Genomic DNA, 26,377 nt, shown 5'->3' with positions numbered 1-26,377 from the left:
CCTCAATATTGAGGCTTTATTTTTATGCTGTTTTTACATTTTTCTTATGGAAAAAATTGGCCACAAGTAGCATGATCATTCCTGTTGTTACCGAGACATCTGCAATGTTAAAGATTCCCGTTTTTAACATCCCTCCAAAATCAAGATGCAAAAAGTCGGTTACTGATCCATAAACAATGCGGTCGTAAACATTTGCTATTCCTCCTCCAGCAATGCAGCACAGCGCCACAAGGCTAAAGCGGTCCAGTGTTTTTGTTTTAAAGATGTAATAGATTAAATATCCTAATACCAACACAGGTAATAGCAACAAGAATATAAGCTTAAAAGTTGGGTTTAAATCGCTTCCCATGCCCAAAAATGCGCCTGTGTTTTCAACATTCATCATTACAAAAACATCCCCAATCAAAGAGATTTGCTCTCTAGGATCGACACTTTGCCTGATGATAATTTTTGAAATTTGGTCTACGGCAATATTGGCCGCAATGAGCAGTACAATTCCTAAACTTCTTGAAATTTTCATGAGCGTTTAGTTATTGGTTTCTAAGGTTGCCGAAACAGTTTCAGAATCTTTATTGATTTTCTTTACCAAACCTTGCAATACTTTTCCAGGGCCAACTTCGGTGAAATGGGTGGCACCATCGGCAACCATTTGTTGCACAGATTGTGTCCATCTTACTGGAGCAGTCAATTGCGAAATCAAGTTGGCCTTAATTTCTGCAGGATTGGTTACGGCACTAGCCGTTACATTTTGGTAAATAGGACATTTTGGTTGGTTGAAGGTTGTATTTTCAATAGCGGCAGCCAATTCTTCTCTAGCAGGCTCCATTAAAGGGGAGTGGAATGCGCCTCCTACAGGTAAAACCAATGCTCTACGCGCTCCTTTTTCTTTCAATACTTCACAAGCTTTGTGGATAGCTTCCACTTCACCGGAAATTACCAATTGTCCTGGACAGTTATAGTTGGCAGCAACTACCACCCCATCAATAGAAGCGCATACTTCTTCCACAACTTGGTCTTCAAGACCCAATACCGCAGCCATGGTACTAGGCTGTAGTTCGCAAGCTTTTTGCATAGCCATAGCACGTTGAGACACCAAACGCAATCCGTCTTCAAAAGTTAGGGTGCCGTTAGCAACCAAGGCGGAAAATTCACCTAGAGAGTGTCCTGCAACCATGTCTGGTTGAAATTTGTCACCTAAAGTTTTGGCTAGTATTACGGAATGTAAAAATATGGCAGGTTGTGTTACTTTAGTTTCTTTTAAGGCTTCAGCGCTTCCTTCAAACATGATATCGGTAATTGAAAAACCTAAAATTTGATTGGCTTTTTCAAAAAGTTCTTGGGCTAAAGTTGAGTTTTCGTAAAGGTCCAGACCCATTCCTGTAAATTGGGCGCCTTGACCTGGGAATATATATGCATTCATGTTATTAATTTTAGTCATGCAAAAATAGGAATAATATCTTTAAAAGATAGTAGCCTTTATCAGCACTATAAAAGGTTTTGAAACTTAATATTTTAACTTGGATTTGCGTTTTGTAATCTTGTTATAAATTCTCTGTAGCAGCTTCTGCACAACGTTCGCCATCCATGGCTGCGGAAATAATTCCACCGGCATAACCGCCTCCTTCACCACATGGGTAAAGATTGGATATTTGAGGGTGTGCAAGTTGTTCGTTTCTAGGGATATTCACAGGTGAAGAAGTTCTAGATTCCACACCTATAACATTGGCTTCGGAGGTATAATAACCTTTCATTTTTTCTCCGAAGGCTTTAAATCCTTTTCTCAACGAACCACCAATAAGTTTTGGTAACAAAGAATGCAATGGTGCCGATTTTAATCCTGGTTGGTAAGACGTCGGGTTGAGATCGGTTGATAAATTTCCTTCTACAAAATCGGTGAGTCGTTGCGCAGGAGCGGTTTGGGTTCTGCCTCCAGCAGTAAAGGCCAAACGCTCCAAATCCTTTTGATATTCCAAGGCTTTAAATACACCGTGCTTTTCATATTTGTGCAAATCGGTGTCTGCATTTATTTCAACAACAATCCCTGAATTTGCAAATTCATTGTTGCGTTTTGAGGGAGACATTCCGTTTACCACCACTTCTCCATTAGCGGTTGCGGCAGGCACAATAAATCCACCGGGGCACATACAAAATGAATAGACACCGCGATTATTTACTTGCTGCACCAGACTATAGGCTGCAGCAGGTAAAAGTTCATCGCGTTGTCCAGAACAGTGATATTGTATAGAGTCGATAATATGTTGTGGATGTTCCACACGAACGCCCATAGCAAATGATTTTGCTTTTAACCCAATGTTTTTGTCGTTCAATAAATAGAAGATGTCTCTAGCAGAGTGTCCCGTAGCAAGAATTACGCGATTCACCGGGATTTCGTCTCCTTTTTGTGTATGGATGGCCGTGATGGTACCATTCTTAATTGTGAAATCGGAAACACGGGTTTCAAAATGGACTTCTCCCCCGTATTTCAATATGGTTTCACGAATGTTGGTAACTACTTTTGGCAATTTATTGGTCCCAATATGGGGGTGGGCATCCACAAGAATTTGGTCTGTGGCACCGTGGTATACCAAATTTTCAAAAATTCTGCGAACATCACCACGTTTCAAACTTCGGGTGTAAAGTTTTCCATCACTATAAGTTCCTGCGCCACCTTCTCCAAAACAATAGTTGGAGTCTTCATTCACAAAATGCTCTTGGTTGATGGCTCTAAGGTCGCGGCGTCTGTCTTTTACATTTTTACCTCTTTCAAGAACTACAGGTTTAAATCCTAATTCAATACAGCGCAAAGCGGCATACATTCCTGCGGGTCCAAACCCGATAATATGTATGGGTTTGGCATTGGAAACATCTTTGTAGTCAAAATGGTATTCTGAAGTTTCAGGAACAGGTTCCTTAATGTATACGGCTATTTTGTAATTAAGAATGATAAGGCGTTTGCGGGCATCAATAGATTTGCGCAACACTTTAATTCCTGAAATGTCATCTGCAGGAATATCTAAAAATTGAGCTGCTTTAAGAAGCAGAATATCGCTTTGCCTTTCCTCTTCCAGAGTTACACGCAGCTGTATGTCTTTTACCATGTGGCAAAATTACAGAAAAAGTAGCTTTTATTGTGATTTATTAAGCTAGAGAATTACGCGCGTTCGTAAGTCAAAAACGAAAAGGAGTAATCGTGCTTGTCGTCTTTTTGGTGGAATTTATTGGCTACTTCTTTCCATTGCAAAGGATCTATTTCAGGAAAATAGGTGTCGCCTTCAAAACTTTCATGGACTCTGGTCAATTCAATTTTGTCGGCAATGGCCATGGCTTGTTTGTAAATTTCACCTCCACCAATAATGTAAGGCTGAGGATCACTTTGAGAGGCATCAATGGCTTCTTCCAATGAGTGCACCAAAACTACACCGCTAGGGACTTTATAGTCCTGTTGGGTAGTGATGACAATATGGGTTCTGTTTGGCAAAGGTTTTGGGAAGCTTTCAAAAGTCTTTCTTCCCATGATAATGTGGTGTCCGTTTGTTAGGTTTTTAAATCGTTTTAAGTCGTCACTTAAATGCCAGATCAAGTCATTGTCCTTCCCGATAACATTGTTTTCTGCAGCCGCTACAATAATTGTCAATTCACTGTTTTTAGTTGGTTTTACAGCTGTAACTGTTGGCTCTGGAAGTGTCTTTTGTAGCTCTTCAATTTTTGCTTTCTGTTTGGCAACTAACTTATTTAATTGATTTTGTTCCCAATCTTTTCCCATAAATCTGTGGGTTACAAACACATTAAAGGTATGGTAGAGCAAAAAGAACAACCAAATAACGATAGGATAGACAAACCAATTTACTCCAAAAGGTTTGACATCTTTGCCAATGCCCATGGCAAGGTTGGCAAGGATTAGAAACACGGCGCCAATTAAGAAAACTACAAAATGGGAGTATAAACGTTTTTTTTGTTTGATACGCTTTTGGGCGTATTCAAGCATTTCCAATTGTTCTTTGTCTATTTGCGGCGTTGGTTTCTTCTTTCCGAACATAGGTTGAATATTAGTTAATGTAAATTTACTCTTTTTAGTGTAAATGGAATAATATTAATTTTTATTCAGAAGGAGAAGGTTTTATGTATTGAAAATGAAACTGATATGCCCGTTTTTGATGTGAGTCGGGTTTCAAAACACCAAAAAAGACAAGTTTTTATTTTATTCTTTAAATTATAATGAAGCCATTTTTAAGAAAATGATAAATATTGAGTATCTGCTTTGATTTCAGTTTGTTGCTGAAGTTTTCTTTCATAGATTTGAGTATAATTAATTCATTTTACCATGGCAATTTCAAAACAATACCTAAAGAGTAAACCAATTTGTAAAGTTACTTTTTCCTTGCCTGCAGAGGAAGCGAGCAAAGTAGCTTTGGTAGGTACCTTTAATGACTGGGATACCGGAGCTGTAGAGCTTAAAAAGTTGAAAAACGGGACCTTTAAAGGAACCTTGGATTTAGAGAAAGATCATTCGTATGAATTTAGATATGTGGTAGACGGAACCTATATGAATGACGAACAAGCCGATGGTTACAAATGGAGTGATTATGCTTCGGCAGACAATTGTATTTTGAACCTATAACCTTTTTTAATTCCATATAAAAAGCGCTTTAAGAATCCTTAAAGCGCTTTTTTGTTGAAATATGTTTTAGGTTTTATACGGCTACCACCCCTTTAATATGAGGATGTGGATCGTAACCAACCAACGTAAAGTCTTCAAAAGTGAAATCAAAAATATCCTTGATTTCAGGATTTAAAACCATGGTAGGCAAAGGTCTTGGCTCTCTAGATAATTGCAGTTCCAATTGTTCATAGTGGTTGCTATAAATATGGGCATCTCCAAACGTATGGATGAAATCTCCCGCTTCATAACCGCAAACTTGGGCCATCATCATGGTCAACAAGGCATACGAAGCAATGTTGAACGGAACCCCTAAAAAGATGTCCGCACTACGTTGGTAGAGTTGGCAGGAAAGTTTGCCATTGGCTACATAAAATTGAAAGAAAGCATGACAAGGAGGCAATGCTGCTTTTCCATTGGCAACATTGTCACTGAAACTTTTCGAAGTATCAGGAAGCACCGAAGGATTCCATGCGGAAACCAACATACGGCGACTGTCTGGATTCGTTTTCAGGGTTTGTATGACTTCTTTGATTTGATCGATCTCATCGCTGTTCCAGTTGCGCCACTGATGTCCGTAAACGGGGCCTAAATCACCATTTTCATCAGCCCATTCATTCCATATTCTAACGCCGTTTTCAGTAAGATACTCGATGTTGGTGTCTCCTTTTAAAAACCAAAGCAATTCGTAAATAATAGATTTTAGGTGTAATTTTTTGGTGGTCACCATAGGGAAGCCTTCGCTTAAATCAAATCGCATTTGGTATCCAAATACACTTTTGGTTCCTGTACCTGTGCGGTCCGATTTTTCATTACCATGCTCCAAAACATGCTTGACAAGGTCGTGGTATTGTTTCATATTCCTAGTTCTGTATCTCTGGGATTTCTTTGTTTTTAGTTGAAAAACATGCCGTAAACTTACATGTCTAAATATGGGGCTAAATTAGAAAAAAGGCAAACAAGAAATTGGTGTGACTTAGAAATGATATTAAAAGTTATCAACTAACCAAGAGCACAATAGATTGCGCCTTTCAAAATGGTTTAGCCTATAATCATTCCTGCAATTGTTGCAGAAATCAAGGAGGCAATCGTTCCTCCAATTAGTGCTTTTATACCAAATTCCGATAAGGTTTTTCGTTGTCCGGGAGCCAAGGAGCCAATTCCTCCAATTTGAATTCCAATGGAGGCAAAGTTGGCAAAGCCACAAAGCATGTAAGTGGCCATGATTACAGACTTTTCGTATTTCAGGTGAAGGACATTCCCAATATCTTTGAGCTCGGCCAATTGGATGTAGCCAACAAATTCACTAGCCACTAATTTGACGCCTAAAAGCTGTCCCATCAAGGCAACATCTTCTTGGGCAACACCTATAAGCCACATAACGGGAGCCAAAATATAACCAAGGATAAATTCAAGAGAGAGGCTGTTATAAATGGTATGGTTGGCTACGAGCGTATTCAAAGTCGTGATGTCTCCAAACCATTGCAAAATACCATTGAGCATGGCGATGAATGCTAAAAATACCAATAGCATGGCGCCAACATTTACGGCCAATTTCAATCCTTCAGAAGTACCGTTGGCAATGGCATCCAAGATATTGGAGCCAATGTCGTCATGGGTCACTTTTATTTCGGCATCAATGTCTTCAGTTTGGGGATATAAAATTTTGGAAATCACTATAGCTCCAGGAGCTGCCATCACAGATGCTGCCAATAAATGTTTGGCATAAAACAATTCCATTACGGGGTCTCCGCCTCCCAAAAATCGTATGTATGCGGCCAAAACTCCTCCAGCTACGGTGGCCATTCCGCCTACCATGACCAATAACATTTCGGAGCGGTTCATTTTTTCCAAATAGGCCTTGATCATCAAAGGCGATTCTGTTTGTCCCAAGAAAATATTTCCGGCCACACTTAAACTCTCGGCACCGGAAACCTTCAATAATTTGGAGAGTAGCCAAGCCAAGCCTTTTACTACTTTTTGAATAATTCCTAAATAAAACAACACCGAGGTCAATGCCGAAAAGAAAATGATGGTCGGTAAAATGGATACCGCAAAGGTTATTAGGGAATCTTCTATTTTATCGGTGATAAAGGATTTGAACAGGAATTCTGTCCCGGCCATGGTGAAATCTAAAATGGAGACAAAAATTCCGCCAACCCATTCAAACATACTTTGTATAAAAGGAACTTTTAAAACACCAAAAGCTAAGAATAATTGGGCAGCCAATCCAATCCCAACCGTTTTCCAGTTAATGGCCTTTCTATTGCTGCTAAAGAGAAAGGCAATCACTAAAAGGGAAAACATGCCCAAGACGCCTCTTCCAAAACTGCCAAATGAAAACCCGTTGCTTTTGATGAGCGTATTGGCTTCAACAAGAGCGGGAGTTTGGGAGGTTGTAGGAACTGGTTCTAGGCGATAGGTCACATCTTTTTCAGTGAACACCAAAGTGGAATCGGTAAGTTCCTTGATGCTGAAATGGCGTATGGTGTCTTTAGGTTGGTTATAGTACAGTACCAAAACGTTGTTTTGGTGTACGTAATTTCCAGAATGAGGTTCTTGGTTTTCGGCAGACGTTTGATAAGAAAACGAACCGTTATCCAATTGAAAAAAATCTGAATCAGAAACAGAAGAAAGTGGTTGACCTGTTTTGTTTTCTATAGTTTGAAATTGCCATTTTTTTTCAATGCTTTGCGATGAGAGTGTATTTATTGCAAAAAAAATAGCTGTAAAAGCCAAGAAAAAATATTTCATCTGTTTTGAGTTTATTAGATCATATGTGAGCTACAAAATACTAATTTGAAGCACCCATAACCGTCAAGCAAACACTCATTTTAAACAGCGAAACTAACGTTTGGAGATTTCGTCCCTTATTTTCGCGGCTTTTTCATAATCCTCATTTTTAACAGCTTCTTCCAAGAGTGCATTTAATTCTTGCAAAGATTTGTCCTTGAAACTTTCCTGAATTCCAGCTTCAACTTCTTCGGCAACCAAATCATCCACTAGGATACTGTCACCTTCTTCTTCACTTTTTGGGTTTACTTTTAAATAAATCCCAGCTTTGTCCAAAATGTTCTTATAGGTAAAAATAGGGGCTTGGAACCTTAGGGCCAAGGCAATGGCGTCACTTGTTCGGGCATCGATAATCTCTTCAATTTTATCTCGTTCGCAGATCAAGCTCGAATAGAATACACCATCAACCAATTTATGAATAATGACCTGTTTGACAATAATGTCAAACCGATCGGCAAAATTTTTGAATAAATCGTGGGTTAGTGGTCTTGGAGGGCGGATTTCTTTTTCTAGGGCGATGGCGATGGATTGTGCCTCGAAAGCACCTATGACAATAGGTAGTTTTCGGTCGCCGTCAACCTCATTCAAAATAAGTGCGTAGGCACCATTTTGTGTTTGACTATATGAAATTCCTTTTATGTTAAGACGTACTAAACTCATAATAAAAAACACAAAGAACTGTTTAAATTAGGACTTTAGCAACAACTAATGACAGATTTTGTAAGTCAACTAAATTTAAACAGTCCTTTAAAGATACAAGTTATAAAAAATATTATTGTTGTGCCTTAAATGTCTTCAATTTTTCAATGAGTTTAGGAACAACTTCAAAGGCATCTCCAACAATTCCGTAATCGGCAGCCTTGAAGAATGGGGCCTCAGGATCGGTGTTGATAACCACTTTTACCTTGGAAGCGTTGATACCAGCCAAATGCTGAATTGCTCCTGAAATTCCGATGGCAATGTACAGGTTGGCAGCCACAGGTTTTCCTGTTTGTCCAACGTGTTCGCTGTGCGGACGCCATCCTAAATCGCTCACTGGTTTTGAGCAGGCCGTAGCAGCTCCTAAAACATCGGCAAGCTCTTCTACCATTCCCCAGTTTTCAGGTCCCTTAAGACCACGACCACCAGATACTACAATCTCTGCATCGGCAATGGTAACCTTACCGGTTACTTTATCTACCGATTGTACATTTACTCCAAACTCTGGAATAGAAGGAGTGAAGTCCTCTGCAGCAGCGGCGGCACTGTTTTCAACAAGGCCAAAGGCATTTTTAGAAAGCGCAACTAATTTTACATCGGTGTTGATGGTAGTCATGTTGAACGCTTTATTGGTAAATGCTGTACGTTTAACGGTGAAAGGAGCAGTGCTTGTTGGCGCTTCAACTACGTTGGAAGCATAGCCTGCATTTAGGTCTACTGCCAAAAGTGGCGCTAAATATTTACTGTCTGCACTTGAGCTTACAATCACTACTTGGCTGCCTTCTTTTTGAGCGGCTTGAGCTACGATGCTAGCGTAAGCATTGGCATTGAATTTCTCTAATTTGGAATCACTTACCTTTAATACTTTGTCAACACCGTAAGTTCCTAAAATGGAAGTGTCCTCGGCGTTAATGGTTACGGCAGTAACGGTAGTGCCCATTTGGTTGGCAACAGTTTTGGCGTAAGACGCTACTTCCAGTGCCACTTTCTTAAATGTTCCTTGTTCTGATTCTGTATATACTAAAACTGACATAAGCTTAATTTGAAATATAAAACTAAAATTGAATTAAATTCAATTGGGTTTTATATGTAGGTTATTAAATTACTTTGGCTTCGTTGTGAAGTAGGTTAACTAATTCTTCTACGTTGTCTGGATCGATTAAGGTTACAGCACCTTTTGGAGCTGGTTTCTCAAACTTTACAGATGCTGTTTCGGCAGATGCTTCCACAGGTTCTAGAACTGTTAACGGCTTTTTACGAGCCATCATAATTCCTCTCATATTAGGAATGCGCAAGTCGCTTTCTTCTACCAAGCCTTTTTGACCTCCAATAACAAGAGGGAAAGAAGTAGTAACGGTTTCTTTTCCGCCATCAATTTCTCTTATGGCTGTTACAGAAGTGCCTTCAACTTCAAGACCAATACAAGTATTTACAAAGTTGGCATTGGTTAAACGTGCCAACATACCAGGTACCATACCTCCGTTGTAGTCGATAGACTCACGTCCGGCAATTACAAGGTCATACCCACCATCCTGCACAACTTTTACCAATTGTTTGGCAACCACAAAACCGTCGGTTGGCTCTGTGTTTACACGAATAGCAGAATCTGCTCCAATGGCAAGGGCTTTTCTTAGGGTAGGTTCAGTTTCAGGACCTCCAACATTTACAACATCTACAGTTGCACCTTGTTTTTCTTTAAACCACATGGCGCGGGTCAAACCAAATTCATCATTAGGATTGATTACAAACTGCACACCGTTGGTGTCAAATTTAGTGTCGCCTTCGGTAAAGTTAATTTTTGAAGTCGTATCAGGTACATGGCTAATACATACTAATATTTTCATATTGATATTATTATTTAATAAGTACTTTTTTTTTCGAGGTTACGAAGTTAAATAAATTCATTTGAATATTTGCTATGCATGCATAATATAATTTTGCCTTTTTGAGAGAAATATGGCGTTTATGGTAAAAAAAGTTAAAATATATATGCTCTTTTGTGGTAATTACTTAAAAATAGGAGTGAATTTGGTTTGAAAATAGAATGCTGTTTTATCTGGGGCCTTTCAAAAATTACAAATCGTGGGAAAAGGGGATTATTTTTTTATGAATTATTCCTATTTTTGCTATCCAATTTAAACTTGAAATATAAATGAGAGGAGCCTTATTGTAACCGTAAGTTTTCTACAGGGCAATAGGTGAATTTTATCTGACCATTTAAATAATATACAAATGAAAACAATTCAATTCAGAGAAGCTGTTTGCGAAGCCATGAGTGAAGAAATGCGTAGAGATGAAAGCATTTACTTAATGGGTGAAGAAGTCGCAGAATACAATGGTGCTTACAAGGCATCAAAAGGAATGTTGGATGAATTCGGCCCTAAGCGTGTTATTGACACTCCTATTGCTGAACTTGGTTTTGCAGGAATCGCGGTGGGTTCGACAATGACTGGAAACAGGCCAATTGTTGAGTTCATGACGTTTAACTTCTCTTTGGTTGGAATTGATCAAATTATAAACAACGCGGCAAAAATCAGACAAATGTCTGGTGGACAGTTCAAGTGTCCTATCGTATTCCGTGGGCCTACAGCTTCTGCTGGTCAGTTGGCTGCAACACACTCTCAAGCTTTTGAAAGTTGGTTTGCCAATACGCCAGGTCTTAAAGTAGTTGTGCCATCAAATCCTTACGATGCTAAAGGACTTTTAAAATCAGCCATTCGTGATGACGATCCAGTAATTTTCATGGAAAGTGAGCAAATGTATGGTGACAAAGGAGAAGTGCCAGAAGGAGAGTACACGATTCCATTAGGAGTAGCTGATATCAAGCGTGAAGGAACCGATGTAACCATTGTATCTTTTGGTAAAATCATTAAAGAAGCTTACATCGCTGCTGATGAATTGGCTAAAGAAGGAATTTCTTGTGAAATCATCGATTTGCGTACCGTACGTCCATTAGATAAAGCAACTATTTTGGCTTCTGTTAAGAAAACAAATAGATTGGTAGTATTGGAAGAAGCTTGGCCATTTGGAAACGTTTCAACCGAGATTACTTATATCGTACAATCTGAAGCATTCGATTATTTGGATGCTCCTGTTGTAAAAATTAACACTGCCGATACTCCTGCGCCTTATTCTCCAGTTTTATTGGAGCAATGGTTGCCTAACAGTACCGATGTTGTTAAAGCTGTAAAAAAGGTAATGTATAAATAAAACGCGTTTTTTTGCGTTATATAAACTTCATTGGCATATTTGTGCTGATGAAGTTTTTTTGCTTATGAACATAAAACTATTTTCTCTATTCTTTTTCTTCGGGTTATTATTTGGATTTTCGCAAACCAAGGTTAGCGGTTATGTAATAGATGAAAACAACCAACCAGTGGCTTATGCCAACGTTATTTTTAAGGGATCTACAGAGGGGACCATCTCCAATGAAGAAGGGCGTTTTTATCTAGAGTCCGATAATAATTGGGAAACTTTAACTGTATCGTTTTTGGGCTATGAAACCTTGGAGTTAGCCTTGCCTAAACGTGTCAACTACAATTTAAACTTAGTGCTCAAGGAGGAAGCTGCTTCCTTGGGGGAGGTAGTTATTGTAACCGGTAAACAATCCAAAAAGGAATCGGAGAATCCTGCTATTGGAATTTTAAAGAAAATCTGGGCTCATAAGCGATCAAACGGACTTCGTATGTTTAAACAATACGAGTACGATAAGTATGAAAAGGTTGAATTTGATATTAACACCATAGACAGTGCTTTTATGGAAAAGAACTTGTTCAAAGGGATGGAGTTTGTCTTTGAGCAAGTGGATACTTCCAATGTCACGGGAAAAACCTATTTGCCAATATTCATCAACGAAGCGGCTAGTAGGGTGTATGGGGACAATGAGATCAAAAAGGAGCGTGAAGAGTTAAAGGGGAATAAAAATTCTGGTTTTAGCGATAATCAGGCCCTTATTGATTTTGTGGATGACTTGTATGCCGATTATGACGTGTATGATAATTACCTTAAGTTTTTCGATAAGAGTTTTGTGAGTCCATTGTCAAAAACAGGAATCAATACTTATAACTATGTACTTTCCGATAGTGCTTTTATAGAAAACAAATGGTGCTATAACATTATTTACTACCCTAGGCGTAAAAACGAGTTGACTTTTAAAGGGGATTTTTGGGTAGCAGATACCACCTTTGCCATTAAGGAAATCAATATGCAGGCCTCCAAGAGTGCCAACATTAATTGGGTGAAGGAAATCTATATCGAACAGGAGTTTGAGGTACTAAATGATTCGGTGTTTTTGATCAAAAGGGATTATTTTATGTCCGATTTTGCCTTTCAGAAAAAGGAAAAGGCAAAAGGGGTTTATGGAAAGCGAACTACTTTGTACAACAACTATGTGTTCGATAAACCTAAGGATCCTAAATTCTATGTAGAGGAGGTTTTCGATTTTAATAAGGAAATCTACAATCGTGATGATGAATTTTGGGAGCAGAACCGTTTGGAATCCCTCAATAAGGATGAGCAAGGTGTCTACAAAATGCTCGACACCTTAAGAACCGTTAAAAAGTTTCAGCGAGTCTACAATACGGTGAGCATGTTTGCCTCGGGGTATAAAGAGTTTCCTGAATTGAACTTTGATTACGGACCTATTTTCTCAACATTTGGTTATAACGATGTTGAAGGTTTTAGGCTTCGGGCTGGGGGACGAACTTATTTTGGATATAACGATTTGTGGCGTGTTGAAGGATTTACGGCCTACGGTTTTAAGGACAACAAGTTTAAATACGGAATTTCAGGAAAATGGTTGTTGGATAAAAAGAACCGTATCATCATTTCTGGAGGAAATCGTCGGGATGTAGAACAAATAGGGGCGAGCCTTACCAATTCCACCGATGTTTTGGGGCGCAGTTTTGCCTCTTCAGCGGTGTTTACCACAAGTGTCAACGATAAGCTTACTAATATTAATTTAACCACATTGGCTGCGGAAATAGAACCTGTAAAGAATTTGGTACTGCGCATTATTGGTGATTATAGAACCTTGCGTTCAGCTTCGGAAACCTTTAGTTTGGACTATTATGATGAAGAATCACCTTCGGGAATTGCATCTGAAGTCCGTCAATACCAAACCACACTTTCCTTGTCCTATTTTCCAGGGCGAAAAATGACTGGTTTTGGAGTGGAGCGTTCCAGTGCCAATGATACTTATGCTAGTTTGTTTGCCCAGATTAGTAGAGGGGATAAAGTGGTTTTTCAAAGTGATTTTGAGTATACCAAATTACAGTTCTCCTATATCCAACCATGGCAATTGGGTGGCTTTGGACGTTTGACTTCGGTAATTGAGGCAGGAAAGACTTTTGGAGCGGTGCCTCTTGGATTGTTGAGTGTTATTCCTGGGAACCAATCGTATTTTTCAATTTATAATACTTTTAGCTTGTTGGATTATTACGAGTTTGTAACGGATACGTATACCTCACTTCACCTTGAGCATAATTTCAATGGACGTTTTTTCTCCCGTATTCCGGTGATAAAGAAATTCAATCTAAGGGCCATTGTTGGTTTTAGGGCTGCATGGGGGAAAATATCCCAAGAAAATAGAGATTTGAATGCTTCCGGACTGGAGTATATATCCCCTACAGATGAACCCTATTACGAATATAGTTTAGGGGTTGGGAATATTTTTAAGGTGTTCCGTTTAGATTTTAATTTCAGGGGGAATTATCTCGAAATTCCATCAGCAAGGGATTTTGGAATCACAGGAGGGTTTAACTTCCAATTCTAGAAATTTACTTTAATGTAGTTTTTATAAGGATATGGTCTTTATTCTTTGCAAGGTAGCCCCGATTTACACTTTCTTAATCTAAAGTCCAATAGTTTTTAGTTGTCTAAGCATAAAGACTTCCGTATCTTTGCGCCTTTGAATTTCGAAAAAACTAAACATTGTATCTCTTTTTTGGAGGTAGAAAAATAAATATTGAATGAGTACGAAAGATGATTTAACCTTTGATGTGTTAATTGAGATCCCAAACGGGAGTCGTAACAAATATGAATATGATTTCGATCTTAAGAAAATTCGTTTCGATCGAATGTTGTTTTCATCAATGATGTATCCTGGTGATTACGGGTTTATTCCTGAAACTTTGGCTTTGGATGGTGATCCTTTAGATGTTTTGGTAATGGGGCATCAACCAACATTCCCAATGTGTGTTATGGAAGTAAAGCCAATTGGCGTTTTCCATATGACAGATGAAAAAGGACCTGATGAAAAATTAATCTGTGTACCGGTGTCGGATCCTATTTGGAACAAATTAAGTGACATTAGCGATTTGAATCCACATAGACTGGAAGAAATCGAGCACTTCTTCCAAGTGTATAAAGATTTGGAAGAAAAGAAAGTTGACGTCGGAGGTTGGGGAGATGCCAAAGAAGCCTATGAAATTTTCAGCAAATGTGTGCAACGTTACCAAGAGAGTGATCACTTCAAAAAAGGTAGCTTTTCCATATAAGTTCCCTTAAAAAATAAATTATTTTCAAAAACCCCTTAATAAAATTAAGGGGTTTTTTATGTTCTTTGTTTTTCCTACATTTAGCGTAAATAAATGTAAATTAAAATATTAGGATATGGAATCAAATATGATTTTTGTGCCAATTGCAATGGCGATTTTAGGGTTGCTTTTTATGTTCGTCAAAATGGCGTGGGTAAAAAAGCAGTCTCCTGGCAGTGAAAGAATGCAAGAGATATCAACCTCAATCAAGGAAGGAGCCCTTGCTTTTTTAAATGCCGAATATAGATTGCTGGCTATTTTTGTAGCGATTGCTTCTGTGGCGCTATTTGCCATTTCATATTTTGTTCCAACAACACATTGGATAATCATCGTGGCTTTCATTTTGGGAGCCATTTTTTCTGCTTTGGCAGGAAATATAGGGATGCGCATTGCTACCGAAGCTAATGCAAGAACTGCAGAAGCTGCCAAAACCAGTTTACCGCAAGCTTTAAAAGTAGCTTTTGGAGGAGGTACTGTGATGGGATTGGGGGTTGCGAGTTTGGCGGTTTTGGGTTTGAGCCTTTTGTTTTCTATTTTCATAAAAATGTTTATTGTTGGAAATGCCTCTTTTTACGATGAAATGACCATGGCCTTGGAAGCTTTGGCTGGTTTTTCGCTAGGAGCTGAGTCGATTGCTTTATTTGCTCGCGTAGGTGGAGGTATTTATACTAAAGCTGCCGATGTAGGAGCTGATTTAGTAGGAAAAGTGGAAGCGGGAATTCCTGAGGATGATCCTAGAAATCCGGCAACTATTGCTGATAATGTAGGTGATAACGTAGGGGATGTAGCTGGTATGGGCGCCGATTTATTTGGTAGTTATGTAGCTACCGTTTTGGCGGCTATGGTACTTGGGAATTATGTAATTAAGGATATGTCTGTAGATGGGCCTTATACAGACCCTTTCAATAATATGGGACCTATTTTATTGCCAATTGTAATTGCAGGAGTGGGCATTTTAGCTTCTATTATTGGGACATTTTTTGTGAAAATTTCTAGTAATGATGCCAAGGAATCACAGGTTCAAAAGGCTTTGGATTATGGTAACTGGGTGGCCATTCTTTTAACTTTGGTGTCAAGTTTCCTTTTGATAAAATATATGCTTCCGGATACCTTAACCATGAGTTTCTTTGGTGAAGGTTATAAAACAGTGTCTTCCATGCATGTGTTCTGGGCTACCTTGATCGGGCTTTGTGTAGGGGCTTTAATTGCGACCGTTACAGAGCATTATACAGCTCTAGGTAAAGATCCTGTGAGAGGGATCGTTCAAAACAGTTCTACAGGGTCTGCTACCAATATTATAGCAGGACTTGCCGTGGGAATGAAATCTACTTTCTTTTCTGTTTTGTTGTTTGCTGTTGCCATTTTCGGGTCGTATGAATTGGCTGGATTTTATGGTGTGGCCATAGCAGCTTCTGCCATGATGGCTACCACGGCTATGCAGTTGGCTATTGATGCTTTTGGGCCTATAGCCGATAATGCGGGAGGTGTGGCAGAAATGAGTGAATTGGATCCTGAGGTAAGAGAACGTACTGATATTCTGGATTCTGTAGGAAATACGACGGCAGCCATAGGAAAGGGGTTTGCCATTGCTTCGGCCGCCTTAACAGCACTGGCCTTATTTGCAGCATATGTAACCTTTACGGGTATTGAAGGAATTAATATTTTCAAGGCAGATGTATTGGCGATGTTGTTTGTAGGGGGGATGATTCCTGTAATTTTTTCTGCATTGGCTATGGAGTCTGTAGGAAAAGCGGCTATGGAAATGGTTAAGGAAGTGAGACGCCAGTTCCGTGAAATTCCGGGGATTATGGAAGGAACCGGTAAGCCAGAATATGCAAAGTGTGTGGATATCTCTACCCAAGCAGCATTACGTCAGATGATTTTACCTGGTTTGATTACAATTATTACCCCGGTTATTATTGGATTTGTTTTTGGTCCTGAGCCACTTGGAGGGTATATGGCTGGTGTGTGTGTAAGTGGTGTAATGTGGGCTATTTTTCAAAATAATGCTGGAGGTGCTTGGGATAATGCCAAAAAGTCCTTTGAGGCTGGAGTAGAAATAGATGGTGAAATGAGCTATAAGGGGAGTGATGCCCATAAAGCTGCGGTTACTGGAGACACGGTTGGAGATCCTTTTAAAGACACCTCAGGACCATCGATGAACATCTTGATCAAGTTGACCTGTTTGGTTGGTTTGGTGATTGCTCCTATTTTGGGAGGGCACTCTTTTCATTCGGCTTTAGGCGAATCTATGGAAAGTCATGAAATTAAAAAGGAAATAAAAATAGAAATGCAGTCTGTGGAAGCTGAAAATGCCAGAGCGGTGGTAACGACTGTATTTACCGAAGATGGAGAGACGGTAACTGAAGAGGTGGTTTTAGAAGGAAGTTTGGACGAGGTAAAACAGGCTCTTGAAAACATAAAAAGAGAAGAGTAAGACGTTTGGTCTTTTAAGTGTTAATTTGAAGAACCATGCCTCTCGGCATGGTTTTTTGTGCCAACAATTTTTGAAGGAAGAAACTCCCTACGAAGCGCATTTGATTTACTATCTTTAATTTATGAATTACGATCAACTAACCACTTTGGGAATTGCTTTTGGACTTGGCCTTTTAGTTGGGGTGCAAAGGCAAAAAAGCGATAATAAAATGGCGGGGGTAAGGACCTTTACCCTTTTGTCTGTGTTGGGCGTAATGGCAGGGTATTTAACCCAAGTATATGACAACCCATATATTTTACCAGCTTTGGGATTGTCAATTGCAGCCATGTTTGTGACGGCCAATATGATCAAATATAAGTCTGACGAATCTCAGGATTTTGGCCAGACCACTGAGGTTGCTGCCTTATTGATGTTTTCCATTGGGGCTTATTTAGTCTTAGGAGATCAGTTGGTTGGGGTTATTGTAGGGACCTTGATGGCTATTTTGTTGTATGTAAAAGAACGGTTGCATCATTTTATCGACCGTTTGAGTGAAAAGGATCTTTCTGCAATTATGACCTTGGCAGGAATCAGTTTGGTGATTCTTCCCATTCTACCTGATAAAACTTTTGGTCCCTATGGTGTGCTCAACCCAAGAAATATTTGGTTGATGATTACCTTGATTGTAGGGATTAGTGTAGTAGGGTATTTCATTTACAAATTTGCAGGTAAAAGAGTGGGGGTGATTGCCAATGGAATTTTGGGAGGTTTAATTAGCAGTACGGCTACTACGGTAAGTTATGCGCGCAAAACCAAAAGTACTAAGGATATCAATAAAATGGCGGCATTCGTCATTGCTACGGCATCCATGGTGTCTTTGGTTCGGGTTCTTATAGAAATAACGGTGGTAGTTCCCCAAAAGCTCAATTATATTCTGTTGCCCATATTGGCTGAAATTATGGTGTTGGCTCTGCTTTGTTCGGCCTTATTTTATTTGGTGAATAAGGACGAAACTGATGATGAAATGCCAGAGCCTGAAAACCCTGCTCAATTTAAAAGTGCCCTTTTGTTTGGGTTACTGTATGCGCTTATTTTGTTGGCAGTGGCATTTACCGAAGAGAAATTTGGGAATCAAGCTTTATATTTGGTCTCAATTGTGAGTGGTCTAACCGATGTGGATGCCATTACCTTGTCGATTTCCCAATTGATGAAAATTGATAATATTCCCGTGCATTTAGGATGGAAACTTATTCTGCTAGCAGCACTTTCCAATTTAGTGTTTAAAGGTATTATGGCAATGATGTTAGGTACAAAACAGCTTGCCAAATGGGTAGGTGTAGTGTTTGGGATTGCCTTGCTAGTTGGCTTGTTTATTATTTGGTTGTGGCCAGATTGGTGGCATTTATAAAGTGATTTTGTTTCAATGTTTAAAAAAGACCCGCTTCAAATTGTTGTGTTTCAAAGTTACGGTACCAATTCCCATTTGTATGTAAGGGGAAGGGCTTTGGAAGACGAATCGATTGATCTCGATCAGCATCATATATTTCATTTATTGGTGAATTCTTGGAAGCGTTTTGAAAGCGATGAAATTAAATACGCCAACCTTAAAATTACCCTGCCAGATTCAAGAATAATTGAAACCCAAACTGATGACCACGGCTATTTTTTGGTAGATACCACTCTTGAAGATTTACACACATTGACCAATGAGGAAGGTTGGGTGCATTTTGAGGTGTCCTATAGCGATGACCATCCAAAGCGAAAAATTCAAAGCAATAATAGGTTTAAGGGAGAGCTGTTGGTGCCTTCCGAAAAAGTAGATTATGGTGTTATTACCGATATTGATGACACGCTTTTGCATACTGGTGTGGTATCGTGGTTAAAATGGCGAGTGATTTACAATACCATCTTTAAGAATGCCAAGCATCGGTTGCCTTTAAAAGGAGCTCCTGGATTTTATCATTTGTTGCATCGGGGAAGATCAGGTGAAAATGCGAATCCTATTTTTTATGTCAGTCATAGTCCGTGGAATATGTATAGATATTTGGAGTTGTTTTTAAGGCAGCATCAATTCCCGAAAGGGCCTATTCTGCTAAGAAGTTTTAAAAATATTCTGCAGAAAAAAAGAGGGGATAAACCACAAAAGCAAAAGGAGATTTTAAATATTTTGAAAACCTACCCCATGATGAAGTTTATCTTGATTGGGGATAGTGGTGAATTTGATGCCGATATCTATATTGAAATAGCACAAATGTACCCAGATAGAATCTTGGCCATCTATCTTCGCAGTGTCAAACACACCAAAAAAATGTTAAGGGTTCGCGGTTTGTTTGAAAACTACAAAACTACACCTGTACTTTTGGTGGAAAGTAGCGAACAGGCCATAGCCCATGCAAGAGCTAATAAATTTATTAAATAAGGGGTTAAAAGAGACCGTTTATTTGGGCATCAATTCTATTGATAACTTCACCTAAATCTTCTGGTTTCGACACAAAATCCAATTGGTCTACGTCAATAATCAAAAGGTTGCCTTTATCGTAACCATGAATCCAAGCTTCGTAGCGTTCGTTTAATCTGCTTAAATAATCAATGCTAATAGAGCTTTCGTAATCCCTTCCTCTATTGTGGATTTGTGACACCAAATTAGGGATAGAACTACGCAGGTAAATAAGCAGATCTGGTCCTTGCACCAAGGATTCCATAAGGTCAAAAAGCGAGCGATAGTTTTCATAGTCCCTATTGGTCATAAGGCCCATGGCGTGGAGGTTTGGAGCGAAAATATGGGCGTCTTCATAGATGGTTCTATCCTGAATAATGTCCTTGCCACTTTGCCTAATTTGCAATACCTGTCTAAATCGACTGTTCAAAAAGTAAACTTGTAGGTTGAAACTCCAACGTTCCATTTGATTGTAAAAATCATCTAGATATGGGTTGTCTACCACATCTTCCAATTGTGGTTCCCAATGAAAATGTTTGGCGAGTAATTTTGTAAGCGTTGTTTTTCCAGCGCCAATATTTCCTGCTACTGCAAAATGCATATGTTAATCAATTTTTAGATGGAATTGTTTGAGGGTTTCCCTATCGTAAATATACAAGGTTTGGTTGGTTACTAAAAACTGTTTTATTAACAATTCGGGAAGGACGATACTTTGAAATTGGCTCTGCCCATTTCCCAAAAAGTAAAGTTGGTTGTCTTTTTTTAGGATAAGGATTTCATTAACAGTGCCCATAGCTGTAAAGCCTTCATTTTTTATTTTGGAAAGTAAACTTGCTGTGTAGGTGTAGGTGTATAGATAATCTTCGGTAAGCAGCCAGCAGTAGTTGTAATTGCTTTTAAGGTCCAAAACTTTGGATTGGATGGGCATGGCGGCTGCTTTGGTGGTATTGGTTTTATAATCGTAAAGTTCCAATTGAAGTAAATCCTGATTGAAAATCCATATGTTGTTATCGAAACCAGTGCTTATATGAGACACATTTTTATAGGGCTGTTTGGTATTGAAATCAATTTTGAAAATTTCAGCCAAACGATTGTCTAAAATAACGATAGTATTAAAGTCTTTGTAAAATAAATTTATTTTTAACGGATTGAAAGTATTTGCAGAAGTAAGGTTTCCCAGTTGCACATTGGCGTAGTTGATATCCTTTCCTTGATATGTCTTGTGAAAAGTATTGTTGGAGATGTAGTAGAGGGATTCAAAATTGTCAATAGCAATGATGGTATCTGCCTTAAAAGGTCTTGAGTCGGCAAAGTTGGCTTTAATAGACGTTTGCGCACTTGCGAGAAGGCTGTAAAAAAGCAATAAAAAAAGGGAGTGCTTCATGGAAATGAAATTACAAAATGCATTTGAAACTTTTGAAGGTGGATAAGAAAAAAAAGCAGCTAATTAATTAGCTGCTTTTTTTATTCTGATTCTTCATTTACTTGAAATTCTAGTCCCACACCTCTCACTCTTCTTACACTGATATTTTTATCATCCTTAAAAAACTTACGGACACGGCTAATGAATACATCCATACTGCGGCCAGAGAAGAAGTCCTTTTTGTTCCAGACTTTGGTTAAAATATCTTCCCTTGGAATCAATTGGTTTCTGTAGTTCGAAAAAAAGTATATCAGTTGCGCTTCTCTTTCAGTTAGGGTTTGGATAGAATCTCCTAAGTGAAGTTCAAGGTTATTGAAATCGAAGGTGTATTTGCCTATTTGTATAAGGTCTGAAGTTTGGGTCTCTACCGTTAGCTTTTGTTGTTGGAGGGTTCTTCTAATGATATTGTTTACCCTTAAAATGAGCTCTTCCAATTCAAAAGGTTTCACAATATAATCATCGGCACCTAAACGTAATCCTTTGAAACGGTCATTTTTAGTTTTTCTTGCTGTTAGAAACAAAAAAGGAATATGAGGGTTGCTGCCCACCATTTTTTTTGCCAAGGAGAACCCATCCATTTTGGGCATCATGATATCGAGGATGCAAATATCGAAAGTTTGTTGTTTGAACATCTCAAAAGCTTCTTCTCCATTTTGGGCCCAACTTACCTTGAACTTGTTGAATTCTAAATATTGTATAAGAGAAGTGCCAAGGTCTATATCATCTTCAGCTAATAAAATGTGTCTTTCCATAGAACCTTAGTTTTTTGTCGGGATGCTTTCGAAATTTTCTGCAAAAATAGGCAACTTATTAATGTTATTCAAATGACTAGAATCATGAAAAAATATATGGCTTTATATGAGGGAGAAAAAGTTTAGTAAATGAGTTTATACCCAAATCCACGTACATTTAAAATTTGGATTTCTGGATCCTCCTTTAATTTTTTTCTGAGTTTTGTAATGAAGACATCCATACTTCTGGCGCTGAAAAAATCATCATTTCCCCAAAGTTTGTTCAAAATCACAGAACGATCCAAAACCTTGTTTTTGTTTTGGATCAAGTGAAATAATAAATGCGCTTCCCTGTGGGTTAATTGAATGGCATCTTCATCTAGGAATTGTAAAGTCTGTTTTGGAAAGTCAAAGGTAAACTTGCCTAATTGAAAGGTTGTTGACGCTTTTTGAAGTTTGGATCTATTCAGTAAGTTGTGAATGCGAACAATCAGTTCCTCCATACTGAAGGGTTTTTTTAAATAGTCGTTGCCGCCTATCGAAAAACCTTCTACCACATCTTGAGTTTGGGATTTGGCCGTTAAAAAAATTATGGGAATGCTGTCGTCTATGGCTCTAATGTCTTTGGCCAATGTAAAACCATCCTTTTTTGGCATCATTACATCTAAAACCAAAATGTCTGGATGTTGCAATTTATAAGTATTCAAAGCAACTTCGCCGTCAGGGCAGAGCAACACATTAAAATCTCTGGTTTCAAGGCTCTCCTTGATAATTTGGCCCAAAGCAGCCTCATCTTCGGCTAGGAGTATGGTGATTTTAGGAGTCATTAGGCATGTTAATTTTAAAAGTCGTCCAATTTTTGGTTAGGTCCAACTGAATGGACCCGCCATGCTTTTCAATAATCTTTTTGGTATAATACAGTCCAATACCAAAGCCCTTTACATCGTGTGTATTTCCTTTGGGAATACGATAGAATTTTTCAAAAATCTGGTCTTTATGTGCAGTAGTAATGGTATTTCCGTTATCGGAAATTTCTATGTTAAAACCATTTCGATTTTGGTCTAGTGATACCTTTATTTGGGAACCACCATATTTAATGGCATTATCCAAAAGGTTGTTGAGCACATTCTCAAAATGAAAAACATCTATATGCGCTAACACATCTTTTCGGTGAGGTTGGAATACTAAAGTTTTGTTTTCAAGCTGAAGTTGATGTTTGTTAATGACCGTTTCCAAGAGCTCCGTGATGTTGGTGGTTTCTTTATTCAGTGGTAAGTTGTCGCTATCCAAAGTGGCGGTTTCCAATAACTTTTCAACCATAGTGTTGAGTTTGGAAAGTTGCTGGTTGGAAATGTTTAAATAGGTTTCTGTTTTTTTGGGGTCGTTTTGTATGTTGAAATTTTTAATGCCTTCAATGGCGGCACTAATGGTTGCTATAGGTGTTTTAAATTCATGGGTGATATTGCTGATCAGGTCATTTTTTACTTCAGATAACTGTTTTTGTTGTTTGATGATTTTTAGTAAATAAAACAGGCAGCCGATTACGGCTAAAATTAGGATGCTCGATATAAGAATACCGGAAAGACTTCGCTTTAGGATTTCTGCTGTTTCATTCGCAAAAAATACTGTGAGATTGTTGCCTCTTGGCAAGTATGAGGATTCCGAAGTTGTACTTAAAACGGGTAGTTTTTTTAGTTTTTGGCTTTTTGGTGTGAACGAGAGTTGGTTTAGGGTAATGGTATCATTGTCGTTGACATTTTCAGTGAGTTTGTAGTCAATGTCAATACGCTTTCTTAGTAGTTCCTTTTGAAAAAGTGTGTCTATTTTTGGAAGTGAAATACTATCGCTGGACAATGAAATGACCACTTTCGAGGTGAGTATTTCGAAGTTTTTTCGTTTTGTGGAATCTACTTCATTGTTAAAGGCTGCTTCCAATACATGGTCTCCCATTTTTGGTTTGTGAAGGTTTAGGGAGCTTAACATGGAATCGGCTGCTTTGCCCTTAAAAATTGAAACGCCGTCTATAGCTTTCAGCTCCAAGGAATCTAAACCTTTGTGTTGTTTGGTAGAAAAATCAATTTGCTTGATAATACTGTCAAAAGCACCTCCGTTTTTCATAAATTCATCCTGCCCATCACCATTGAAAGCAAACCCAATAGTCGTGTTTTCGGCCAACTCGGTATAATAGGCGTCTACTGCGTTGTCCAAACTTATTTGGACTTCATTGATCAATTGCTGCCTGTTGGAAAGATAGTTTTTGTAATTCCAATACACCTGTATGCCAATGGTGCAAAGGATTACCAAAACAATAATGTATAAAATCCAATTGTAGCGTTTATCGTTCATAACTCAAATGTAAATGTTATGCCATTGGAAAACTAATCGGTTAACACACGTTAACACTAGTTAACTGTTATTGCAGAAATTAACAACCATATTTGTAATGTCAATTAATCAAAAAGCGAACAGTTATGAAAACATTAATTATTGTGTTAGTCACAAGTCTGATGTCTGTTCTATGCTTGGCCCAATCACCAAGCGTAGCAGACTTTGGCAAAAGTGACGAGGTTAAATTTGAAAGTATTTCCATAAGTATTAATGTTGAATCTATTCAGGACTTGGAGGACTTGAATCTTGAGGAAATACAGGATATCTTTAAAAACTCCGAAGCCAATAAAGAATTGTCATTCCAAATTGTGTGCTATGGCGAACCAATGAAAAACGGAAAAAAGTCCTCTTTATCCATGAAGGCCGATGGCAATTCCAATGATTTGGAAGCTTTTTGCAATCAAATTAAAATGATACAAAAAATGGCCTTGGGCTATTACCAATAAAAAATCAAAAAGAACTACTTATGAAAACAGTTATTAAAGTATTTGCAATATTGATGGTATTTACAACCATTGCCAATGCTCAAGATTTTACAGGCGTTGCCACTTATAAAACCAAACGTAAAATCGATATCCAATTGGATAGTAGTCAGGTGAATTCTGAGATGCACCAAAAAATGATGGACATGCTTAAAAAACAGTTTGAAAAGACTTTCATTTTGTCTTTTAACAAGGAAGAGTCTATCTATAAAGAAGAAGAAAAACTGGGAGCGCCTCAAATGGGGGGCATGCAAATGGTGGTAGTAAATACCGGAGGTTCGGATATATTGTATAAGAATACAAAAGAAGAACGCTATACCAATCAAAATGATGTGTTCGGGAAGGTTTTCTTAATAAAAGATCAGTTGAAAAAGGAAGATTGGCAATTCCAATCAGACACCAAAAATATAGGAGAATATACCTGTTACAAAGCAACCATTACAAGGGTGCAACCCAAGCTTGTTAGTGGAATTAGTGTAAATGGCGACAAGGATTTAAGCCAGGAAAAGGAGCCTGAAATGGAAACGGTAACTGTGACGGCTTGGTACACACCCCAAATTCCTGTAAACAATGGGCCGGCCAACTATTTTGGTTTGCCAGGGTTGATCCTTGAAGTTAATGATGGCTCCGAAACCATTATTTGTAGCAAGATTGTTTTGAACCCTGCAGATAAGGTTGAGATTTTGGAGCCAAAAAAGGGTAAGGAGGTAAATCAAGAGGAGTTCGACAAGATCATGGAGAAGAAACTCCAGGAAATGGAAGAACGCTATAATTCCGAACGAGGTGACGGTCACAATATTGAAATTAAGATTGGCGGGTAGTATTTAAGAAAATTTTAACACTTGTAGGATTAACTATTAAAGATTTCATAAGTCTAATATGGTGTTTAAGAGATAATTTTATCATTTAACAATCAACCACCTTATCATATGAAATCGATTTCTACCAAATTATGCTTCTTGTTCATGCTATTCATGACAGGTATGACCAATGCCCAAGAGTTTCAAGGCAAAGCCATTTACGAATCCAAAACTACCATTGACATGTCCAATTTTGGAGGTGGCCGGCAATTTACAGAAGAACAAAAAAAGATGATGGCCGAGCGCATGAAACAAATGTTTGAGAAGACATTCATTCTTGTGTTCAATAAAACGGAGTCCATCTATAAAGAAGAAGAAAAATTGGAAACTCCCGGTGCAGGAGGACCTATGAGAATGATGGGGAATTTCACAGCGGGACCACAGTATAAAAATGTAAAGGATGCTCAATTGCTACAGGAGCAGGAGTTTTTTGGAAAGCAATTTTTAATCAAGGACGAATTGCCAAAGTTGGAGTGGAAAATGGAAAGCGAAACCAAGCAAATTGGTCAGTATACCTGTTTCAAAGCTACGGCAGTAAAAAAAGTGGATGACATGGATTTTAGGAGTATGAGACCACGTCCACCAAAAGACCGTAGCGAGTCCCAAGACAAGGAAAAAGCCAAAGATTCTACATCTAAAAATATCATGGATGAGGTGGAAGTTCCAAAGGAAATTATTATTACCGCTTGGTACACACCACAAATTCCAGTCAACCAGGGGCCTGGAGAATATTGGGGATTGCCAGGGTTGATTTTGGAAGTCAATGCAGATAGAACGACCATACTTTGCTCTAAAATAGTATTGAACCCAGACGAGAAGGAAACCATTAAAATACCTTCGAAAGGGAAAGAAGTTACTCGTGAAGAGTATAACGACATTGTGAAAAAGAAAATTGAGGAAATGCGCGAAATGTATGGGGGTAGACGTCACGGTGAAGGCAGACGTTTCTAATCGC

General features: G+C 38.5%; 24 protein-coding genes. 10 read left to right on the top strand and 14 right to left on the bottom strand.

What is annotated here, in order from left to right; genetic code table 11:
- Nucleotides 1–22 precede the first annotated feature (22 nt).
- From lspA to AC6I5C_RS14175, 4 genes are all read right to left on the bottom strand, one after another.
- Nucleotides 23–520 carry a signal peptidase II gene (gene lspA / locus AC6I5C_RS14190; protein ID WP_497905725.1) on the bottom strand — a complete coding sequence of 166 codons (498 nt, stop codon included), beginning with the start codon at nt 518–520 and terminating at the stop codon, nt 23–25.
- Nucleotides 521–526: 6 nt separating this feature from the next.
- Nucleotides 527–1,420 (bottom strand): ACP S-malonyltransferase, encoded by an 894-nt coding sequence (gene fabD, locus AC6I5C_RS14185; RefSeq protein WP_497905724.1) that lies wholly within the window; start codon nt 1,418–1,420, stop codon nt 527–529.
- Nucleotides 1,421–1,541: 121 nt separating this feature from the next.
- A complete protein-coding gene (locus tag AC6I5C_RS14180; protein WP_497905723.1) occupies nt 1,542–3,098 on the bottom strand; it encodes an NAD(P)/FAD-dependent oxidoreductase in 1,557 nt (518 codons plus the stop codon).
- A gap of 53 nt (nt 3,099–3,151) precedes the next feature.
- Nucleotides 3,152–4,036 (bottom strand): dihydrofolate reductase, encoded by an 885-nt coding sequence (locus AC6I5C_RS14175; protein WP_497905722.1) that lies wholly within the window; start codon nt 4,034–4,036, stop codon nt 3,152–3,154.
- Between the two features lie 285 nt (nt 4,037–4,321).
- On the opposite strand from AC6I5C_RS14175, the gene AC6I5C_RS14170 reads away from it, so the two are divergent.
- A complete protein-coding gene (locus tag AC6I5C_RS14170; protein ID WP_497905721.1) occupies nt 4,322–4,618 on the top strand; it encodes an isoamylase early set domain-containing protein in 297 nt (98 codons plus the stop codon).
- Between the two features lie 73 nt (nt 4,619–4,691).
- Here AC6I5C_RS14170 and AC6I5C_RS14165 read toward each other — a convergent pair whose 3' ends face one another.
- The 5 genes from AC6I5C_RS14165 to AC6I5C_RS14145 all read right to left on the bottom strand — a co-directional run bounded on the left by AC6I5C_RS14165 (nt 4,692) and on the right by AC6I5C_RS14145 (nt 9,993).
- Nucleotides 4,692–5,516, bottom strand: coding sequence for a thymidylate synthase (locus tag AC6I5C_RS14165; RefSeq protein ID WP_497905720.1), 825 nt, complete (start codon nt 5,514–5,516; stop codon nt 4,692–4,694).
- 182 nt (nt 5,517–5,698) lie between these two features.
- Entirely contained in the window at nt 5,699–7,411 is a 1,713-nt protein-coding gene (locus AC6I5C_RS14160) for a nucleoside transporter C-terminal domain-containing protein (RefSeq protein WP_497905719.1), read from the bottom strand.
- A gap of 93 nt (nt 7,412–7,504) precedes the next feature.
- A complete protein-coding gene (locus AC6I5C_RS14155) occupies nt 7,505–8,110 on the bottom strand; it encodes a bifunctional nuclease family protein (RefSeq protein ID WP_053978527.1) in 606 nt (201 codons plus the stop codon).
- Nucleotides 8,111–8,222: 112 nt separating this feature from the next.
- Nucleotides 8,223–9,182: an electron transfer flavoprotein subunit alpha/FixB family protein gene (locus tag AC6I5C_RS14150; protein ID WP_497905718.1), complete on the bottom strand. Its 960-nt coding sequence runs from the start codon at nt 9,180–9,182 to the stop codon at nt 8,223–8,225.
- Between the two features lie 64 nt (nt 9,183–9,246).
- Entirely contained in the window at nt 9,247–9,993 is a 747-nt protein-coding gene (locus AC6I5C_RS14145; protein ID WP_497905717.1) for an electron transfer flavoprotein subunit beta/FixA family protein, read from the bottom strand.
- Between the two features lie 388 nt (nt 9,994–10,381).
- Here AC6I5C_RS14145 and AC6I5C_RS14140 point away from each other — a divergent pair, with 388 nt between their 5' ends.
- The 6 genes from AC6I5C_RS14140 to AC6I5C_RS14115 all read left to right on the top strand — a co-directional run bounded on the left by AC6I5C_RS14140 (nt 10,382) and on the right by AC6I5C_RS14115 (nt 19,520).
- Nucleotides 10,382–11,359 carry a pyruvate dehydrogenase complex E1 component subunit beta gene (locus tag AC6I5C_RS14140; RefSeq protein WP_053978524.1) on the top strand — a complete coding sequence of 326 codons (978 nt, stop codon included), beginning with the start codon at nt 10,382–10,384 and terminating at the stop codon, nt 11,357–11,359.
- Nucleotides 11,360–11,423: 64 nt separating this feature from the next.
- A complete protein-coding gene (locus AC6I5C_RS14135) occupies nt 11,424–13,922 on the top strand; it encodes a DUF5686 and carboxypeptidase-like regulatory domain-containing protein (protein ID WP_497905716.1) in 2,499 nt (832 codons plus the stop codon).
- 196 nt (nt 13,923–14,118) lie between these two features.
- Nucleotides 14,119–14,646 (top strand): inorganic diphosphatase, encoded by a 528-nt coding sequence (locus AC6I5C_RS14130; RefSeq protein ID WP_497905715.1) that lies wholly within the window; start codon nt 14,119–14,121, stop codon nt 14,644–14,646.
- A gap of 115 nt (nt 14,647–14,761) precedes the next feature.
- Nucleotides 14,762–17,122 carry a sodium-translocating pyrophosphatase gene (locus AC6I5C_RS14125; RefSeq protein ID WP_497905714.1) on the top strand — a complete coding sequence of 787 codons (2,361 nt, stop codon included), beginning with the start codon at nt 14,762–14,764 and terminating at the stop codon, nt 17,120–17,122.
- 121 nt (nt 17,123–17,243) lie between these two features.
- The gene (locus AC6I5C_RS14120; RefSeq protein ID WP_497905713.1) at nt 17,244–18,509 is read left to right on the top strand and encodes an MgtC/SapB family protein; all 1,266 of its coding nucleotides are present in this window, start codon (nt 17,244–17,246) and stop codon (nt 18,507–18,509) included.
- Between the two features lie 15 nt (nt 18,510–18,524).
- Complete coding sequence (locus tag AC6I5C_RS14115; protein WP_497905712.1) at nt 18,525–19,520, top strand: App1 family protein phosphatidate phosphatase; 996 nt, start codon at nt 18,525–18,527, stop codon at nt 19,518–19,520.
- A 4-nt stretch (nt 19,521–19,524) separates the two neighbouring features.
- On the opposite strand, the gene AC6I5C_RS14110 is transcribed toward AC6I5C_RS14115, so the two are convergent.
- The 5 genes from AC6I5C_RS14110 to AC6I5C_RS14090 form a co-directional block, all read right to left on the bottom strand.
- Nucleotides 19,525–20,139, bottom strand: coding sequence for a deoxynucleoside kinase (locus AC6I5C_RS14110; RefSeq protein WP_053978518.1), 615 nt, complete (start codon nt 20,137–20,139; stop codon nt 19,525–19,527).
- 3 nt (nt 20,140–20,142) lie between these two features.
- Nucleotides 20,143–20,922 carry a hypothetical protein gene (locus AC6I5C_RS14105; RefSeq protein WP_497905711.1) on the bottom strand — a complete coding sequence of 260 codons (780 nt, stop codon included), beginning with the start codon at nt 20,920–20,922 and terminating at the stop codon, nt 20,143–20,145.
- Nucleotides 20,923–21,002: 80 nt separating this feature from the next.
- Nucleotides 21,003–21,713, bottom strand: a complete 711-nt coding sequence (locus AC6I5C_RS14100) for a response regulator transcription factor (protein WP_497905710.1) — start codon at nt 21,711–21,713, stop codon at nt 21,003–21,005.
- Between the two features lie 122 nt (nt 21,714–21,835).
- A complete protein-coding gene (locus AC6I5C_RS14095; protein WP_497905709.1) occupies nt 21,836–22,519 on the bottom strand; it encodes a response regulator transcription factor in 684 nt (227 codons plus the stop codon).
- Nucleotides 22,509–24,038, bottom strand: coding sequence for a sensor histidine kinase (locus tag AC6I5C_RS14090; RefSeq protein ID WP_497905708.1), 1,530 nt, complete (start codon nt 24,036–24,038; stop codon nt 22,509–22,511). Before AC6I5C_RS14090 ends, AC6I5C_RS14095 begins: the two co-directional genes overlap by 11 nt.
- A gap of 125 nt (nt 24,039–24,163) precedes the next feature.
- On the opposite strand from AC6I5C_RS14090, the gene AC6I5C_RS14085 reads away from it, so the two are divergent.
- The 3 genes from AC6I5C_RS14085 (at nt 24,164) to AC6I5C_RS14075 (ending at nt 26,373) form a co-directional block, all read left to right on the top strand.
- Nucleotides 24,164–24,526, top strand: a complete 363-nt coding sequence (locus tag AC6I5C_RS14085; RefSeq protein ID WP_497905707.1) for a hypothetical protein — start codon at nt 24,164–24,166, stop codon at nt 24,524–24,526.
- Nucleotides 24,527–24,546: 20 nt separating this feature from the next.
- The gene (locus AC6I5C_RS14080; RefSeq protein WP_497905706.1) at nt 24,547–25,383 is read left to right on the top strand and encodes a GLPGLI family protein; all 837 of its coding nucleotides are present in this window, start codon (nt 24,547–24,549) and stop codon (nt 25,381–25,383) included.
- A 108-nt stretch (nt 25,384–25,491) separates the two neighbouring features.
- On the top strand, nt 25,492–26,373 hold the full coding sequence (locus AC6I5C_RS14075) for a GLPGLI family protein (protein ID WP_497905705.1): 882 nt from the start codon (nt 25,492–25,494) through the stop codon (nt 26,371–26,373).
- The last annotated feature ends 4 nt before the right edge of the window (nt 26,374–26,377 follow it).

Source organism: Mangrovimonas sp. sgz306409 (genome assembly GCF_059735265.1).
This window is presented reverse-complemented; position numbering and strand designations above follow the sequence as displayed.